At 44.5% G+C, this 14,078-nt stretch carries 11 protein-coding genes; 7 read left to right on the forward strand and 4 right to left on the reverse strand.

The genetic code is table 11. From position 1 onward, the window contains the following. Positions 1–41: 41 nt before the first annotated feature. The 4 genes from accC to acuI all read right to left on the reverse strand — a co-directional run bounded on the left by accC (position 42) and on the right by acuI (position 3,468). Positions 42–1,391, reverse strand: coding sequence for an acetyl-CoA carboxylase biotin carboxylase subunit (accC, locus tag Xvie_RS04320; protein ID WP_086108131.1), 1,350 nt, complete (start codon positions 1,389–1,391; stop codon positions 42–44). A 12-nt stretch (positions 1,392–1,403) separates the two neighbouring features. Next, a complete protein-coding gene (accB, locus tag Xvie_RS04325; protein ID WP_086108132.1) occupies positions 1,404–1,859 on the reverse strand; it encodes an acetyl-CoA carboxylase biotin carboxyl carrier protein in 456 nt (151 codons plus the stop codon). A 27-nt stretch (positions 1,860–1,886) separates the two neighbouring features. Continuing rightward, positions 1,887–2,339, reverse strand: coding sequence for a type II 3-dehydroquinate dehydratase (gene aroQ, locus Xvie_RS04330; protein WP_086108133.1), 453 nt, complete (start codon positions 2,337–2,339; stop codon positions 1,887–1,889). Between the two features lie 154 nt (positions 2,340–2,493). Beyond that, positions 2,494–3,468 carry an acrylyl-CoA reductase (NADPH) gene (gene acuI, locus Xvie_RS04335; RefSeq protein WP_086108299.1) on the reverse strand — a complete coding sequence of 325 codons (975 nt, stop codon included), beginning with the start codon at positions 3,466–3,468 and terminating at the stop codon, positions 2,494–2,496. A gap of 867 nt (positions 3,469–4,335) precedes the next feature. Between acuI and mreB the strand changes: the two genes are divergently transcribed. From mreB to nit1, 7 genes are all read left to right on the forward strand, one after another. Continuing rightward, a complete protein-coding gene (gene mreB, locus Xvie_RS04340; protein WP_086108134.1) occupies positions 4,336–5,379 on the forward strand; it encodes a rod shape-determining protein MreB in 1,044 nt (347 codons plus the stop codon). 107 nt (positions 5,380–5,486) lie between these two features. Beyond that, positions 5,487–6,533, forward strand: coding sequence for a rod shape-determining protein MreC (mreC, locus tag Xvie_RS04345; RefSeq protein ID WP_086108135.1), 1,047 nt, complete (start codon positions 5,487–5,489; stop codon positions 6,531–6,533). Then, entirely contained in the window at positions 6,530–7,018 is a 489-nt protein-coding gene (mreD, locus tag Xvie_RS04350) for a rod shape-determining protein MreD (RefSeq protein WP_086108136.1), read from the forward strand. The genes mreC and mreD overlap by 4 nt, the downstream gene beginning before the upstream one ends. A 181-nt stretch (positions 7,019–7,199) precedes the next feature. Then, complete coding sequence (locus Xvie_RS04355) at positions 7,200–7,787, forward strand: Maf family protein (RefSeq protein ID WP_086108137.1); 588 nt, start codon at positions 7,200–7,202, stop codon at positions 7,785–7,787. Then, on the forward strand, positions 7,784–9,253 hold the full coding sequence (gene rng / locus Xvie_RS04360; RefSeq protein ID WP_086108138.1) for a ribonuclease G: 1,470 nt from the start codon (positions 7,784–7,786) through the stop codon (positions 9,251–9,253). Before Xvie_RS04355 ends, rng begins: the two co-directional genes overlap by 4 nt. Positions 9,254–9,400: 147 nt before the next feature. Continuing rightward, entirely contained in the window at positions 9,401–13,219 is a 3,819-nt protein-coding gene (gene yhdP / locus Xvie_RS04365; RefSeq protein WP_086108139.1) for an AsmA2 domain-containing protein YhdP, read from the forward strand. Further along, entirely contained in the window at positions 13,216–14,064 is an 849-nt protein-coding gene (gene nit1 / locus Xvie_RS04370; protein ID WP_086108140.1) for a deaminated glutathione amidase, read from the forward strand. The genes yhdP and nit1 overlap by 4 nt, the downstream gene beginning before the upstream one ends. The last annotated feature ends 14 nt before the right edge of the window (positions 14,065–14,078 follow it).

Genomic DNA, 14,078 nt, shown 5'->3' on the forward strand with positions numbered 1-14,078 from the left:
TCACTCAAATCAGCAAACTCTGAATAAGAGACAAAGAAACTTTACTTCTCCTGCAAGCCCAGTTTCTTCTCCAGATAGTGGATATTGGTTCCGCCTTTCTGGAAGTTCTCGTCATTCATGATCGCCAGTTGCAAATCGATGTTGGTCTTGATGCCATCAATGATCAACTCGGCCAGCGCATTCTTCATACGCGCAATTGCCACTTCACGGGTTTCGCCATAAGTGATCAATTTACCGATCATGGAATCATAGTAAGGTGGTACGGTATATCCCGCATAGATATGGGATTCCCAACGCACACCAAACCCACCCGGTGAGTGGAAATGGGTGATCTTGCCTGGGCTTGGCAGGAAGGTTTTCGGATCTTCCGCATTGATACGGCATTCGATCGCATGACCTTTGATTTCTACATCTTCCTGCTTGATGGACAGCGGCATACCCGCTGCAATTCGCAGCTGCTCTTTGATCAGGTCAACGCCAGTGATCATTTCTGTCACTGGATGCTCAACCTGAATACGGGTATTCATTTCGATAAAATAGAATTCACCGTTTTCGTACAGGAATTCAAACGTACCCGCTCCGCGATAGCCGATTTCAATACAGGCAGTGGCACAACGTTCACCGATACTGCGGCGCAGTTCAGGTGAGATGCCCGGTGCAGGTGCTTCTTCCACCACTTTCTGGTGACGGCGCTGCATGGAGCAGTCACGTTCAGCCAGATAGAGTGCGTTGCCCTGACCATCAGCCAAAACCTGAATTTCAATATGACGTGGGTTTTCAAGGAATTTCTCCATGTACACCATGTCGTTGTTGAAAGCTGCTTTAGCTTCTGCACGGGTCATGGCGATGGATTGTTCCAGATCTTTATCGCTGCGTACAACGCGCATACCACGACCACCGCCGCCGCCCGATGCCTTAATGATCACCGGATAGCCGATACGGTTTGCAACTGTTCTGTTTTTCTCCGCATCATCACCCAATGGGCCATCAGAGCCGGGAACACAAGGAACACCCGCTTTTTTCATCGCACTGATAGCAGAAACTTTATCCCCCATCAAACGGATGGTGTCCGCTTTAGGGCCAATGAAAATAAAGCCGGAGCGCTCGACCTGCTCGGCAAAGTCAGCGTTTTCAGACAAAAAGCCATAACCCGGATGGATCGCCTGTGCGCAGGTGATTTCGGCCGCAGAGATAATGGCTGGAATATTCAGGTAACTTTTTGCCGAAGCCGCAGGGCCGATGCAGACGGTTTCATCCGCCAGCAGGACGTGTTTCAGGTCACGGTCAGCCGCAGAATGCACAGCAACCGTTTTGATCCCAAGCTCCTTACAGGCCCTCAGGATGCGCAGTGCAATTTCACCGCGGTTGGCAATGACAATTTTTTCAAGCATGGGGACGCCTCGTTATTCGATGATGACCAGTGGCTCGTCGAATTCAACAGGTTGACCATCCTGAACCAGAATTGCTTTCACTACGCCAGTTTTGTCAGCTTCGATCTGGTTCATCATTTTCATGGCTTCAACGATACACAGGGTTTCGCCCTGACTTACATGCTGGCCGACTTCGATGAAAGGTTTCGCATCTGGGCTTGGTGAACGGTAGAACGTACCAACCATTGGAGAGCGAACGGTGTGACCGCTGATTTCTGCTGATTTATCAGCGATAGCAGGTGCTGCTGGCTGCTGTACAAATGCAGGTTGCTGAGCAGGTGCAGAAATATATTGCTGGGCTACAGGCATTGCCTGAGCTACCGTAGCGCGGCTGATGCGTACTGATTCTTCACCTTCAGAAATTTCCAGTTCAGAAATACCAGATTCTTCAACCAGCTCGATCAGTTTTTTTATCTTACGAATATCCATGAGTGTGGTTCCGTACTTTTAAGTCAATTAGTTGGATGTTGACAAGCGGTTGACCGCTGCCTGTAATGCAAAACTATAACCATCCGCTCCCAATCCGCAGATGACGCCTACTGCAATATCAGAAAGATATGAGTGGTGGCGGAATGGCTCGCGGGCATGCACGTTGGAAAGGTGAATCTCAATAAATGGGATATCTACCGCCAGAAGTGCATCGCGCAATGCCACGCTGGTATGCGTGTATGCCGCGGGGTTAATCAAAATAAAATCTGTATTGCCCCACGCTGAATGAATTCTTTCAATCAGTTCAGATTCTGCGTTGGATTGCAGATGGGATAATTCAGCTCCCGATTGGTGAGCTTCTTGTGACAGTTTGTTAACAATATCATCAAGGGTTAACTTGCCGTAGGTCTCTGGCTCTCGTGCTCCCAGCATGTTCAGGTTGGGGCCATTCAAGAGTAAAATGCGAAACTTGTCTGCCATTGTGCGGGTATCTCCGGCAATCTGTCAACAATCGACCAAGATAACTCGATGTCAACGGTTTGTCATCTCTTCTGATATCTAGAATTGTAAATTTGGCGATAAAGCCCGACATTATAAACATATCGTGGCATTTAGCAGCTAAATACTGGTCTTATCAGCGTATTTTTACGATGGTTCTGCCAGTAATTCGATTGTCTATCAATTTATTGGCATGTTCGATCACTTGTTCTAATGTAATTTCATTGGCTGTTTTTTGATAAAAGGAATCTGGTAGCAGCTTTTGCAACCGCTGCCAAATGGCGGGACGTTTCGAGGCCGGAACAGTTACAGATTCCACCCCCTGCAAGCGAACATTACGCAGGATAAACGGCATTACGCTTGTGGGCAGCTGGCTGTCACTTGCCATACCACAGGCAGCCACTGTACCGTTGTAATTCACTTGTGCCAGCAAGGTCGCCAATACAGTTCCGCCAATCGTATCTATTACACCGGCCCACCGTTGTTTTTCCAGTGGACGTGATGGCTGGTTAAAGTCACTGACAGGTAAAACTTCTTTTGCACCCAGTGAGAGCAAATAATCCTGATTATCGGGTTTGCTGCTAATTGCAGTGACGGAATAGCCCAGTTGTGACAGCAAGGTTATTGCTGTACTACCAACACCACCACTGGCACCTGTCACGGCAATCTTTCCGCTTTCAGGTGTCACGACCCCTTGTTCTAACGCCATGACACATAACATCGCAGTAAAACCTGCCGTACCGATGATCATTGCTTGTCGGGGACTTAATCCGTGCGGCAAGGGCGTTAACCATTCACCAGATACTCTTGCTTGTTCTGCCAGCCCCCCCCAGTGAGTTTCTCCCACGCCCCAGCCAGTCAGTAAAACATGTTGTCCTACATGAAAACGGGGATCTTCGGAATGACGAACAACACCAGAAAAATCGATTCCCGGCACCATTGGAAATTGGCGGATAATCTTCCCTTTGCCGGTGATGGCAAGGGCATCTTTGTAATTGAGTGTTGACCAATGGATATCGACGACCACATTACCTGATGGCAAGTGAGACACGTTAATATCTTGAATTGATGCGGATAATATTTCGTGTTGTTCCAATAATAAGGCTTTCATGATCATTCTCTCTTGTACGGGATCTGTCTGGCTCCATAGCCTGTTTTATTTCACTGTAATTCTGGCTATTACCGAGATTTTGGGCATCACAGCAATTTTGGGCATCACAACAATATAGATAAAATCTGATGTACTGAAACGGGAAAGCAACAATATTGTGATAGAGAGTGGTAAAACTGTGGTTACTTATTTTTGTTCAGGATGGCACTGTAAAAGGTAATAATATATAGGATAACAATACGGAGAGTGATTTCTGGAATAGGCTCAGAATAATCTTTATTCTCGTCAGTTTCCTTTGAAGTTAACAATATTTTTTCAAATATTTTCCTTAACCTCACCAAATTCATCCATTGCTTTTATAATTAATGAACTATTTCATCCTGGGACCTTAATTTTCTGATTATTACTTTCGAGAACGTATTCGCGAATATGACATAACGACAAGACTGTGAATCTTCTTGAGATTATCGATATGGTGCCATTTGCCACCAAGCTCATGAGAGAAGAAAATCTTTAAGAAAATGTGAATATTAGTTGAATTTGCTGAAATTGTTATAAGACAACATGGGATCGTGAAAAGCGGGGTAGCCGTATCTCAATATGCACTATAATGTTGGTTTTTTGGTGTATTAAGTGTTTTTGGGGTGCCTTGATGAGGTTATTGGTGAAATTAGCCCATTTTTATGCAGTTTTTTTCTGCTCCGTTAGAGAAAAGTAACGTAGAATATCATGTTTCTGATGTGAATAACGTAGCCACTTTTATTGAAGTAGTAAAAGTAGTTAATTATGCGCCTTGTCGCTGCTTCATGTGGTTGGTAGAGTAGACGGACAATCTCCGTCCCCAGCTTGCAGGATTATCCTTTCGTTATGTTAAAGAAATTTCGTGGCATGTTTTCCAACGATTTGTCCATTGATTTGGGTACTGCCAATACCCTTATTTATGTCAAAGGTCAAGGAATTGTATTGGATCAACCCTCTGTTGTTGCTATTCGCCAAGACAGAGCCAGTTCAACAAAAAGCGTTGCAGCAGTAGGGCTGGAAGCAAAGCTAATGCTGGGACGTACTCCGGGTAATATCGCAGCTATCCGCCCTATGAAGGATGGGGTTATCGCTGATTTTTATGTCACTGAAAAGATGCTGCAGCATTTTATCAAACAGGTTCACAATAACAGTTTCATGCGCCCAAGCCCGCGTGTGTTGGTCTGTGTTCCTGTTGGTGCGACTCAGGTTGAGCGTCGTGCCATTCGTGAATCTGCCCAAAGTGCAGGAGCCCGGGAAGTATTTTTAATTGAAGAGCCAATGGCGGCTGCGATCGGTGCCGGTTTACCCGTTTCCGAAGCAACAGGCTCAATGGTGGTAGATATTGGTGGGGGAACCACTGAAGTTGCCGTTATCTCCCTCAATGGTGTTGTTTATTCATCTTCTGTACGTATTGGTGGTGATCGTTTTGATGAAGCCGTCATCAATTATGTTCGTCGCAATTATGGCTCCCTGATCGGGGAAGCAACGGCAGAGCGCATCAAGCATGAAATTGGCTCGGCCTATCCAACGGATGAAGTGCGTGAAATTGAAGTACGTGGCCGTAACCTGGCAGAAGGTGTCCCTCGCAGTTTTACTCTGAATTCCAATGAAATTCTTGAAGCCCTGCAAGAACCATTAACAGGTATTGTGAGTGCTGTCATGGTCGCTCTGGAACAGTGCCCACCAGAATTGGCCTCAGATATTTCTGAACGAGGAATGGTACTGACGGGTGGTGGTGCATTGCTGCGTAATCTTGATCGTTTGCTGATGGAAGAGACTGGCATTCCTGTCATTGTTGCTGAAGACCCTCTGACCTGTGTTGCCCGTGGTGGTGGTAAGGCGCTAGAAATGATCGATATGCATGGTGGCGATCTGTTTAGCGAAGACTGAAAGTAACTCTGCGAGCTGGGAGGTGGACATGTTTTATCGGAGCCTCCTTGCTGATTGTTCAGAATTTTTACTATTAATGAGATAATAAGCTTGGCAATACACCATTTATGAAGCCAATTTTCAGCAGAGGGCCCTCTCTGCAACTACGACTCTTTTTTGCTATCGTTATTGCCATTATTTTGATTGTGGTAGACAGTCGCCTTGGTATTTTCCATAAAGTCCGTAGTTATATGGATACGGCTGTGAGTCCTTTTTATTTTCTTGCCAACGGGCCTCGTCAACTGTTGGACAGCATCTCAGAATCTATGTCCAGACGCAGTGAACTCGAGCTGGCAAATACATCCCTGCGTAATAAATTACTTATACAAGACAGTAAGTTACTGTTATTAGGACAGCTGCAACAAGAAAACTCCCGTTTACGTGAATTATTGGCTTCACCTCTGCTTCATAATGAGCACATGATGGTATCGCAGGTAATTTCGGGGGGTATGATGGAGCCTTATCGCGCCCAAGTTGTCCTTGATAAAGGGGCCAAAGATGGCGTGTATGAAGGGCAGCCTGTTATCAGCGACCGAGGAGTGGTGGGGCAGGTTACTGCCGTGAACCAGTTTAGTAGTCGGATATTGTTGATTTGTGATCCATCGCATGCACTTCCTGTGCAGGTATTACGCAACGATATTCGTGCTATCGCTGGTGGCACAGGATGTACGGATGATCTCCTGCTGGAGCCTTTGCAAAGTAATGTTGATATTCGCGTTGGCGATGTACTGGTAACATCGGGGCTGGGTGGGCGTTTTCCAGAAGGTTATCCTGTGGCTGTAGTTTCTTCTGTCAAAATTGATAACCAGCGAGCTCAGGCGGTGATTCATGCCCGTGCATCTGCTGAATTGCAGCGTTTGCGCTATTTACTGCTATTGTGGGGTGTTGATAACAACCCATCCAACCCATTGCCACCTGAAAAAGTATCCGAAGCTGCCAATGAACGTTTGATACCGCTGTTACCAAAAGCATCGCCAAATTCATTAAATGCAACACAGCAACTGGCAACACAATCAGATGAAGCAAAAGATGGCCGCCAAGTATTGTCTACAACAAGAATGGTAGCAAAACCGACATCCAAACCGGCATTATCAGCTACAGGGAATCAGCAATGAGTCAATATCATCGCCAAGGTGGCTGGATCATTTGGTTATCTTTCCTGATTGCAATAGTGCTACAGATTATGCCGTGGCCGGAGCAGTTTTTTATGTTTCGGCCCACTTTATTAATGCTGTGCTTGATTTACTGGCTGCTTGCACTTCCTCATCGCGTCAGCGTGGGGACTGGTTTTGTATTGGGGATTATTATTGACTTGTTACATGGCAGTATTTTGGGGGCGAATGCTCTGGCATTTAGCATTATCAGTTTTCTGGTGGCTTTCAAATTTCAGCTTATCCGCAATATGGCGCTTTGGCAGCAAGCTTTGGTTGTGGTCGGGCTTTCGACCGTAATGAACTTCTGCGTTTTTCTGGCCCATGCTTCGTTACCAAAGACGGTCTTTTATCCAGAGGTTTTTTGGAATGGGTTAGTCAATGGTATTCTCTGGCCTTGGTTATTCTTATTAATGCGGAAAATCCGCCGTCAATTTTCAGTTCGTTAAAGACGAATTGCTGTATTCAATGAATTCAAATTACCAGAGCCTATCTCCAATAAATTTCGAGTTACAGAGCGGTTAATAAACGGCTAACAAAGAGCAATAACTTGAAAGATGAAGGTGTATAAGGTGAAAGTGTATAACAAATAAAATAGCTGATGGGATAGACTCCTAAGGATAATTCACGATGAAAACCATTTACTTAGCTTCTGGTTCACCAAGACGGCGTGAGCTAGTGGAATTGTTGGATTTTAACTTTGAAATCCTGGCACCTCAGGTCGAAGAAAAATGGCGTGAAGGGGAGTCTCCACAGCAATATGTTACTCGGTTGGCCAAAGAGAAATCACAAGCCGGCGTAGCAATTGCGGCACATGATTATCCCGTTTTGGGAGCTGATACCATTGTTGTATTGAATAACCGTATCTTGGAAAAACCACGAAATCAACAACACGCAGCAGAAATGCTCAGTGCTTTGTCAGGTCAGTGCCATCAAGTGATGACAGCTGTTGCTTTATCGAACGGTCAACATACTTTGAGTGAGATAGTCATTACAGATGTGATATTCCGCCAGTTATCCCAACAGGAAATACAGGAATATATTGCAACTGGGGAACCAATGGATAAAGCCGGTGCTTATGGCATTCAAGGTAAGGGCGGTTATTTTGTCAGAAAAATTAATGGCAGTTACCATGCTGTTGTCGGTTTGCCACTGGTGGAAACGTATGAATTAATCACACGATTTTTAGCGTTAGCTGATGGGAAGGACTATTCATGACAGCAGAGTTATTAGTCAATGTAACACCATCCGAAACGCGGGTTGCTTATATTGATGGCAGTATCTTGCAAGAAATTCATATTGAACGGGAAGCGAAAAGAGGCATTGTCGGAAATATTTATAAAGGGCGTGTGAGCCGGGTTTTGCCAGGAATGCAGGCGGCTTTTGTGGATATTGGGCTGGAGAAAGCCGCTTTTTTGCATGCTTCGGATATTATGCCCCATACTGAATGTATTGCAGGTGAAGAACGAAAGAATTTCCATGTCAGGGATATTGCCGAATTGGTCCGTCAGGGACAGGATTTAATTGTTCAGGTAGTAAAAGATCCTCTGGGAACAAAAGGTGCTCGCTTAACGACGGATATCACCTTACCTTCACGTTATTTGGTATTTATGCCGGGAGCATCGCATGTTGGTGTTTCACAGCGTATCGAGAGTGAAGAAGAACGTGAGCGCCTGAAAAGTATCGTCATGGATTATTGTGATGAACATGGGGGGTTTATTATCCGCACGGCCGCTGAAGGTGTGGGAACAGAAGAAATTACACAAGATGCAGCATTTTTGAAGCGCCTTTGGAGTAAGGTGATTGAACGTAAGAAACGCAATATTACCAAAAACAAGGTATATGGCGAATTGGCATTGGCCCAGCGTATTTTGCGTGATTTTGTTGGTGCTTCTCTCGACCGTATTCGGGTCGACTCCCGCCAAACATTTACACAATTACAGGAGTTTATTGATGAATATATTCCTGAAATGAACGCTAAACTGGAACATTATCAGGGAAATCAGCCAATATTCGATCTGTATGGCGTGGAAAATGAAATTCAGCGGGCGTTGGAACGTAAAGTGGAATTAAAGTCAGGCGGCTATCTGATAATTGATCAGACGGAAGCCATGACAACAATTGATATTAATACCGGTGCTTTTGTTGGGCATCGTAATTTGGATGAAACTATCTTTAATACCAATATCGAAGCAACACAGGCAATTGCCCGGCAATTAAGGCTTCGTAACTTGGGCGGTATCATTATCATTGATTTTATTGATATGGATAATGAAGAGCACCGCCGCCGTGTATTGGCTTCCTTGGAACAGGCATTAAGTAAAGATAGAGTGAAAACAACCATCAATGGTTTTTCACAATTGGGTTTGGTTGAAATGACGCGCAAGCGTACACGAGAAAGTATTGAACATATCCTTTGTGATAATTGTCCAGCCTGTCAGGGGCGTGGCACGGTAAAATCCGTCGAAACCGTATGTTATGAAATCTTGCGTGAAATTGTACGAGTCAATCGTGCAATAGATGCTGATCGTTTTCTGGTTTATGCCTCCCAAGCTGTTAGTGAAGCCTTGAAAGGGGATGAGTCTCACGCATTGGCAGAGGTGGAAATTTTTGTGGGCAAACAGGTCAAGGTGCAGACAGAACAGCTATACAGCCAAGAGCAATTTGACGTTGTTATGATGTAAATAAATATAATGTAAATCAATATGATGTAAAAAAATGCACTGATAAGGTCAGTTTATAAGAGCTGGCTTGTGAGGTTTTATTTATAGAAGACTGGTTTGCAGAGAATGGTTTGCAGAGAAATCGTGCTGACAACCAAGGAGAAATGCGTGAGGCGACTGCCGGGGATATTATTAGCGACAGCCGCAATAGCCATTATCATTGTGGCTTTGCTTGTCAGTGGGTTGCGTTTCTTTCTGCCACATATCAATGAATATCGTCAGCAATTAATAGAGAAAATTGCTGACGTGACGAATGTTCCTATCAATATTGGCTACATCAAAGGTCGTTGGGAACCCTTCGGCCCCAGTCTGGAAATCCGTGATATCAGTGCGAAAGCGGAAAATGTCGATATTCATGCCAAAAAAATCAGACTTTCTCTGGATGTCTGGCGTTCACTTTTACAACGGCGCTGGTATTTTCGTGATCTGTCTTTTTACCAGCTTCAGGTCAATTACGATAAGACTCTGTTTGGGCAAGATGGTGAAAATAGGATTTTTGAGCCAGATAGCTTTTCTACCTTGTTTCTTGAACAATTCAATCATTTTGACCTGCATGACAGTCGCTTAACTTTTTTGGCGCCATCTGGTGAAAAAGTTAATCTGCTATTACCACAATTGACATGGCTGAATAAAGATAACCGTCATCGGGCACAGGGCAGCGTAAACCTCTCTTCGATTAATGGGCAAGAAGGTGTTGTTCAGGTGAAGTTTGACCTGAAAGATATCAAAGGGGCTTTGGATAGTGGCACTGTTTATTTGCAGGCCGATGAAATCGATATGCGGCTGTGGTTAAGTCGTTGGTTAAGGGATAGCACAGGATTGGATAATGCCCATTTCAGTTTAGCCAGTTGGATTACTTTAAAGGACGGGCGAATTGATAGTGGACGTTTGCAGCTCAGGAAAGGTAGGGCAAACTGGCACGTCGGAAATGAAAAGCATCAGCTTGCAGTTAATGATTTCCTCTTGCAAATGCGCCGTCAGGGTGAAGGATGGTTGTTTGATATTCCGAATCTGGCAAGCCTGAAAACTAATGAGCAGCAATGGCCAGAGGGAAAGATTTCGACGCTGTATGTTAAGCAGGCATCCAAATATCAGGGTAAAGATCACTGGCGTATTCGTGCTGAAAATATCCAGCTTGAATACTTGAATGGGATATTGCCGATACTCTCCTTTGTGACACCGGATACCGTCAAGGATTGGCAACATCGTCAGCCGACAGGGATGATTGACAATTTTGCCCTCGATATCACGCCAGAGCTTCCTGATGATATGGGAATCCGCATGAAATGGCGGGATATAAGCTGGTTACGCTGGAAAGAACTGCCTGCAATCAACCACTTCAGTGGTATGTTGGATGGTAATAAACAGTGGGGAAATCTCAATTTTGCATTGAAAAACAGCATGATTGATTATGGCTCTATGTTTCAGGCTCCACTTGATATTACCAGTAGCGAAGGTCAGATCTTCTGGAGAAATAATCAAAATGGTATGGAGGTAAGGAGCCAAGGTCTGGATTTGCAGGCAAAATCGCTATGGCTCAATGGAAATTTTCATTATCTGAAACCACGCGATCAACAGCCTGTTTTGGCAATGTTAGCAGGGATTCGAGTTAACGACCTTGGTGAAGCTTGGCGCTATTTTCCCAAGCCACTGATGGGAGAATCTTTGACAGACTATTTGACCTCCTCCTTGATTAAAGGAAAAGTCGAGAATGCCACCTTGGTTTTCCATGGTGATCCTCATGACTTTCCGTTTAAACAGAACAATGGCCAGTTTCAGGTGTTTGTCCCCCTGCGCCATGCGACTTTTCAATACCAACCCGATTGGCCAGCTCTATTTGATCTAAATATCGATCTGAATTTCCAGAATAATGGCTTGTGGATGGAGGCTCAGGAAGCTCGCTTGGGAAAAGTGGAGGCCACCCAAGTTTCGGCAATAATTCCAGATTATGGCAAGCATAAACTGTTTATTGACGCTGGATTATCTGGAAGTGGAAAGAGTATCCATGATTATTTCAACCAAAGCCCGATGGCAGACTCGATAGGCGCTGCTCTGGAAAGCTTGCAACTTGATGGCAAGGTGGATGGAAACCTCCATCTGGACATTCCTTTGGAACATGGACAAGTTTCTGCGAGTGGAGAAGTGATACTGAAAGATACGCATCTGTTTATCAAGCCACTGAACAGTAAAATGGAGCATCTCAATGGAAAATTTCGCTTTGACAATGGCAACTTAAAAAGCAAGGCACTATCGGCTCACTGGCTGGGAAATCCCTTGTTCCTGAGATTTGCTACCCAAGATTTGCCAAGGCATTATCAGGTTAATGTGAAATTGGATTCACGCTGGGCGGCGAAGACATTGCCGGAGCTTCCTGCGGAAATTCGGAACAAGCTGTCTGGCATGCTGAATTGGCAGGGGGACGTGAATATTACGATACCTTCTGGTAATTCACCTGCAAAGAATGATGTGAAATATCGTGTCGCAGTTAATGCAGATTTATCACATTTAAACAGTAAATTATCGGTCTTGGACACAAAATCCCTGAGGGAATGGAATAAGTTTAATATCCATGCCGAAGGCAATATGGATCAGCTCCAGATAAAAGGGGCCATTGGCAAGCAATATGCGTTCAATACTCAGTGGATGCTGGAAAAAAACCATACCAGATTGCAGCGAGGAATTTTTCACACGGATGGTAATGGAATTCCTGAGTTGCCGAAAAAATCGCTATTGGCATTAAACTTGCCTGCAATAGACGGTGACAAGTTATTGACGTTGCTTGGATCTTTGCGTAGGAATTCATCGAAAGACAATGGCTTTTTGTGGCCGGGCATATTTGAAATTTCGTTGCCTTCACTGGATTTGCTCGGACAGCGTTGGAATCAATTGATATTCAATGTTGTTCAACAAAACGGTGAAATAAAAGTAAGTGCACAGGGGCAGGAGATTAATGGCAATCTTCTGGTTCAAAAGAATAAAGCAATGCAGGCATCAATCAATTATCTTTATTTCGATCCTTTGTTTGTAACAGATTCGTCGATTGATGACACAAGTTTAACGTCTGATAAGAAGTCTACACCTCATTATTCTTTGGGCAGTTGGCCGGCACTGGATGTAAAATGCGCAGAATGCTGGGTTGCTGGACTAAAACTCGGCAAAATATCTGGCTCGATTATGCCGGAAGGTGATTCTCTGGTCTTGACCGATGGGCGAATGGAGAACAGTGTCGGAAATCTGACGTTATCGGGTCGTTGGTATGAAAGCAATATCGGAAATCATAGCTATATCAAAGGGAAATTATCGGGAAAGAAATTCGATGATATGGCAGCCTATATGGGGTTTATCGTTCCGATTGTTGATGCGCCTTTCGGATTTGATTTTGATTTGAAATGGCAGGGTGTGCCATGGCAGCCAGATCTCAAGACACTGAATGGGACGCTGACCGGAGAAATGGGAAAAGGTGCTATTGCCAAATTGGGGGGTGGCAGAGCCGGGCAGTTATTAAGGCTTATCAGTTTCGATGCATTGTTGCGTAAATTACAATTGGATTTCAGTGATACATTCAATAATGATTTCAACTTTGATTCCATCAGTGGTGATGCAGCCATAAAAAATGGTGTCATGTACATTGATGATTTTTTCATTGATGGATTGGCAGCAGACATCAATGCTACAGGGCAGACAGATTTAGTTCATCACCAGATCAATATGGAACTAGTGATCACGCCAGAAATTTCGACAACGGTAGGAGTTGCGACAGCTTTTGCAGTCAACCCTGTTGCTGGTGCTGCAGTTTTTGCCGCGACAAAAGTACTGGGGCCTCTATGGAGTAAGATATCGGTAATTCGCTATCGGTTAACCGGCAGCCTCGAACAGCCTAAAATTGATGAAGTTTTACGTCAGCTTAAGGGGGATAAAAGGCCATGAAAAACATTAATGTTGCACTTTTGCAATTATGTAGTGGTACAAATGTTAAACATAATTTAGCGCAAATTGAACAACAGATTAAGCAATTGCCAGAAACTGTAAAACTGGTTCTGACACCCGAAAATGCTCTGTTGTTCGCTGATGCTGATACTTACCGTGAATATGCAGAGACACAGGGAAGTGGGCCATTGCAACAGGCAGTAAGCGAAATGGCACAACGTTACGGTGTTTGGCTGCTGGTTGGTTCTATGCCGATGGTCAGTCGGGAAGATCCCACTCGTATCACAAGCAGTAGTCTATTGTTTGATGATCAAGGAGAAATCCGAGCACGTTACGATAAAATCCACATGTTTGATGTCAATATCAATGATGAACACGGTGCCTATAATGAATCCACTATTTACCAGCGTGGGGAACATATTACCGTTGTTGATACACCCGTTGGCCGTTTGGGTATGACTATCTGTTATGATTTGCGTTTCCCAGGGCTTTTTCAGGCATTGCGTGAGCAGGGTGCAGAGCTTATTTCTGTTCCGGCTGCTTTCACCCGATTAACGGGTAAAGCGCATTGGGAGCCACTGTTGAAAGCTCGTGCCATTGAGAATCAGTGCATTATTCTGGCGCCTGCACAGGTTGGTGTACACGGCACACGCAGAACATGGGGGTACACAATGGCGGTGAGTGGCTGGGGAGAAGTTATCAAGAAAAATCCTCTGACCGTCAGCGCATTGCAGCTTAATATCCGTAGGGATAGTTTGGTTCACATGCGTGAGCAGATCAAAGTGGTAAAACATAATCGCTTCCGTCCACAACTAACTTCTTTGATAAAAAAGAATACAAATTAAGATAAAAGAGTAAT

The sequence above is a fragment of the Xenorhabdus vietnamensis genome (genome assembly GCF_002127535.1).
Lineage (GTDB): Bacteria > Pseudomonadota > Gammaproteobacteria > Enterobacterales > Enterobacteriaceae > Xenorhabdus > Xenorhabdus vietnamensis.

Excerpts from the sequence above, each read along its gene's own strand:
- accC (WP_086108131.1), bottom strand. The coding sequence starts at position 1,391 with ATGCTTGAAAAAATTGTCATTGCCAACCGCGGTGAAATTGCACTGCGC.
- accB (WP_086108132.1), bottom strand. The coding sequence starts at position 1,859 with ATGGATATTCGTAAGATAAAAAAACTGATCGAGCTGGTTGAAGAATCT.
- aroQ (WP_086108133.1), bottom strand. The coding sequence starts at position 2,339 with ATGGCAGACAAGTTTCGCATTTTACTCTTGAATGGCCCCAACCTGAAC.
- acuI (WP_086108299.1), bottom strand. The coding sequence starts at position 3,468 with ATGAAAGCCTTATTATTGGAACAACACGAAATATTATCCGCATCAATT.
- mreB (WP_086108134.1), top strand. The coding sequence starts at position 4,336 with ATGTTAAAGAAATTTCGTGGCATGTTTTCCAACGATTTGTCCATTGAT.
- mreC (WP_086108135.1), top strand. The coding sequence starts at position 5,487 with ATGAAGCCAATTTTCAGCAGAGGGCCCTCTCTGCAACTACGACTCTTT.
- mreD (WP_086108136.1), top strand. The coding sequence starts at position 6,530 with ATGAGTCAATATCATCGCCAAGGTGGCTGGATCATTTGGTTATCTTTC.
- Xvie_RS04355 (WP_086108137.1), top strand. The coding sequence starts at position 7,200 with ATGAAAACCATTTACTTAGCTTCTGGTTCACCAAGACGGCGTGAGCTA.
- rng (WP_086108138.1), top strand. The coding sequence starts at position 7,784 with ATGACAGCAGAGTTATTAGTCAATGTAACACCATCCGAAACGCGGGTT.
- nit1 (WP_086108140.1), top strand. The coding sequence starts at position 13,216 with ATGAAAAACATTAATGTTGCACTTTTGCAATTATGTAGTGGTACAAAT.